Source organism: Ectobacillus panaciterrae DSM 19096 (genome assembly GCF_000430785.1).
Lineage (GTDB): Bacteria > Bacillota > Bacilli > Bacillales > Bacillaceae_G > Ectobacillus > Ectobacillus panaciterrae.
The window spans coordinates 1-3,243 of sequence record NZ_KE387250.1 but is presented as its reverse complement, the minus strand read 5'-3'; the positions used below and the strand labels follow the sequence as shown (position 1 = coordinate 3,243).

Genomic DNA, 3,243 nt, shown 5'->3' with positions numbered 1-3,243 from the left:
GAGTCAACGATATATACAACATCTACAGGACTTTCCTTCACCATTTCAAACGCTTTAATAAGCTGATGTTCAGGTACACTAGATAAAGCCATAATGTTAAGTGAAGTCTCATAGCCCAAATCATGAAACATTTGTACAAGCTCTAAGCCTTTATCCACTTCGCGGATATAACACGCCACTCGAATCATATCTAAAACACTTTGCTCACGTGGTAGAATGTCATTTGGATCTACACGTCCAATATCTACTAGAGCAGATAGCTTCGTGAACTTTTTCTCAGGGATAATTTCTTTCAGGAAGTTATCGTCAAGAAATCTCCATGGATTGGGCTCAGTCGCTTTAAGAAGCTTAGCGGAATTTTTGTAGCCGATCTCCATGTATTCAACACCAGCTGCACTTAGGCCATTATACAAGTCTTGAACGAATTCGACGCTGAAATCCCAATTGTTAACCAAGCCTCCATCACGAATGGTACAGTCTAAAATTTTGCTACGATGTTCCATGATAGTAAATTCCCCCTGCTTATACCGCTTTTTAGTAATATTATTTTTTAACTTTTATGCTTTTATGTATTAAAATTTCTGGTTCTGGTGCAAATCCCATTTCTATGAAATCAATCTCAAATTCATCTAATTTTAATGTAATATTGACTAAGACCAGTGGAAGGATAATTATTATCATAAAATATTTTAAAAAGGAGTAAGAGATGCAAAAACAAAATATTTTATTTAACCTTGATGATACACTAGTACATTGTAATAGATATTTTAACCAAGTTATTGAAAAGTTTGCCGATCAAATGACGACATGGTTTGACTTGTTAACAAAAGAGGAAGTCAAACAAAAACAACTTGAAATTGATTTAGAGTCTATTAATGAACATGGTTTAAGGTCAGACCGTTTTCCTGAGTCCTTTGTTGGTGCTTACAAACATTTTTGTGATTTAACAGGTAAAAAGCAGAACAAATCTGACATCGAATCTTTAAGAGAATTAGGATTTGAGGTATTTAAAATTCCTGTAGAACCGCTCCCATATATGAATGAAACACTGCAACAATTAAAAGAGGCAGGACACGAGTTATATTTGCATACAGGTGGAGATGAATCTAATCAACGCAGAAAAATAGCTCAGTTAGAACTCATTACATATTTTGAACATCGCATATTCATTTCAGAACATAAAGATACTACAGCGTTATCGGATATACTAAAAACAATTGATGCCGACCCTAAAATAACTTGGATGGTTGGAAATTCATTAAGAACGGATATAGTGCCCGCACTAGAGAAGGAGATTAATGCCATTTATCTTCCTGCTGAAACAGAATGGAAGTATAACGTTGTTGAAGTTGAGGTGGAGCCTAAGGGTGCTTTTCTTACTTTAAATTCGCTACATGAAGTACCTGATGCAATTCATAAACACATTATGGAGGAAGATCAATTTAGGAATAACATTCCTTCAAATTATTTTGATATTCATAACTGAGTTTGTAAATCGAAACTTCTTCATAAATAGCTTTCTAATTCTTTTTTATTATATTCTTGTACCAGAACCATCAAATGGTCTTACTCTTTTCTATACAGCTATAGATTGAACGATAAGGTATAATAGAAATACATATAAATAATAAGGTTGTGACTCATATGACAGCATTTGAGAGATGTATAGAGGCGTTGGGCCAAGAGGGTCAAGCTCTATCCAAGGACGAAACGAAACAAATCTTCCAGAAATTCACGTCTGACTTCCCGATTACTAATTATGCAAGGATTGAATGGGAGGCAGTTGAGAAGAAGTACGAGATAACAGATGTGGGTGCACTTCCTCCGCTTTTCGAAAGAGATATACCTTTTTATGTATTGTGGAACAGTGATACCTTACCAATTATCCAATCCAACATGCATGCAATTGCAAATGCCATCCATTACGTAACAGCAGTCAGCTTCGGAACGTGGCTCTATTCACCCGATTTAAAGGTTGTAGTAGAATTTTATGATGACGGCACAGTGTTTTTCGGGAAAATGTAAGTAAAAATCCCTCTGAAGTTCTTCTCCTTAGCTAGTTATTCTAGGCTTGTGGTGACATATATCTGTGTAAGTCCTGCACAAAAAAGGTGAAGTTTATCAGAGGTGGAAAAATTCATAAAAAAAACGCCATCCTTTCATTAAGAATTCTGCTGAAAGAATAGCGTTTTTTTATTTTTGGGATACTGAGCATGTGACTGAACTGAACCCCTGAATGGAAAGGAATATAATTGTCCTATACTTCTAGAGAACTATTTTCGTGCTAGAACCAAAAATGTTAAAGTGAATTAAAGATAGTGATTTTCACGTTGGTACATCATGTCTAAAACCTCTTTACGAACGTTCACGAGAACTGCTATACCTTTAGAACACTCTGAGCATGACAAAAAGGCTTCAGGAGAAGTTGAAGCCTTCTTGTTTGTACACCATCAATCTTTTGTAAAGTGTAGAGAAACTCTACACGTTTATGTTGCTACAAATCGCTTAATTTATGCATAGTTTACTTTCCATAACGTAAGTAATCAGAACTCAATGTATTTAAAAGTCTATAAACATCCCCTCCAGCAAAGTGGTTTGGAGGGAATTCGTATTGTTAGGAGTTTAATTTAAAGTGTCACTGTATAATTGTGCTCTGGTCTGGCCCCAGGAGCACACAAAGCAAAAACGAAATCTGTATCAGATCTCGTTTTTGCACCTACCTGACTGAATATCGCTAAAAGAGAAACATGCGTTAAATCAGGTTTTAATGCGAAATTGAATAGATCAACAGAATAAGTCATCTCCCCTTCCCCTCCTAAAGAATCATTGTATTGCGGCCTTTAGTTGTTCTTGATCAATTTCAATATTAAAAAGCCTAATTTCTCAATACAATGTACCCTATTAAGTAGACACCAAAAAAAGTCTACCAATAGGGTACTTTTTTGTATAATTAAGAAACACAACTAGAGATAACATGGAGACGGGAAAATAATGAGTAAAAAGATTTTCACAGAGAAAGAGACCAAGCAGTTATCAACTAATAAATATGTTAAAGCAGTTGGTACAAAAGGAATCACTTATACAGATGAATTTAAGCGTATTTTTATTTCTGAAAGAGAGAAAGGAAAGGCTGCGAGAGAAATATTTGAACATTGCGGGTTTGATCCAGAGGTTTTGGGGATGGACAGAATTTATTCCGCGAACAAAAGATGGCAAAAGGCTTACAAGAATAACGGGATAATC

At 35.3% G+C, this 3,243-nt stretch carries 4 protein-coding genes; 3 read left to right on the top strand and 1 reads right to left on the bottom strand.

The window, feature by feature from the left end:
* Positions 1 to 503: nucleoid-structuring protein H-NS (locus H540_RS30950; protein WP_034671983.1), on the bottom strand; the 503-nt coding region annotated here is incomplete at its 3' end.
* A gap of 203 nt (positions 504 to 706) precedes the next feature.
* On the opposite strand from H540_RS30950, the gene H540_RS30945 reads away from it, so the two are divergent.
* From H540_RS30945 to H540_RS0125990, 3 genes are all read left to right on the top strand, one after another.
* Positions 707 to 1,486, top strand: coding sequence for an HAD family hydrolase (locus H540_RS30945; protein WP_051317286.1), 780 nt, complete (start codon positions 707 to 709; stop codon positions 1,484 to 1,486).
* 158 nt (positions 1,487 to 1,644) lie between these two features.
* A complete protein-coding gene (locus H540_RS0126000; protein ID WP_028403063.1) occupies positions 1,645 to 2,025 on the top strand; it encodes a CDI toxin immunity protein in 381 nt (126 codons plus the stop codon).
* A gap of 966 nt (positions 2,026 to 2,991) precedes the next feature.
* The coding region (locus H540_RS0125990) for an HTH domain-containing protein (protein ID WP_028403062.1) at positions 2,992 to 3,243 on the top strand (252 nt) is incomplete at its 3' end.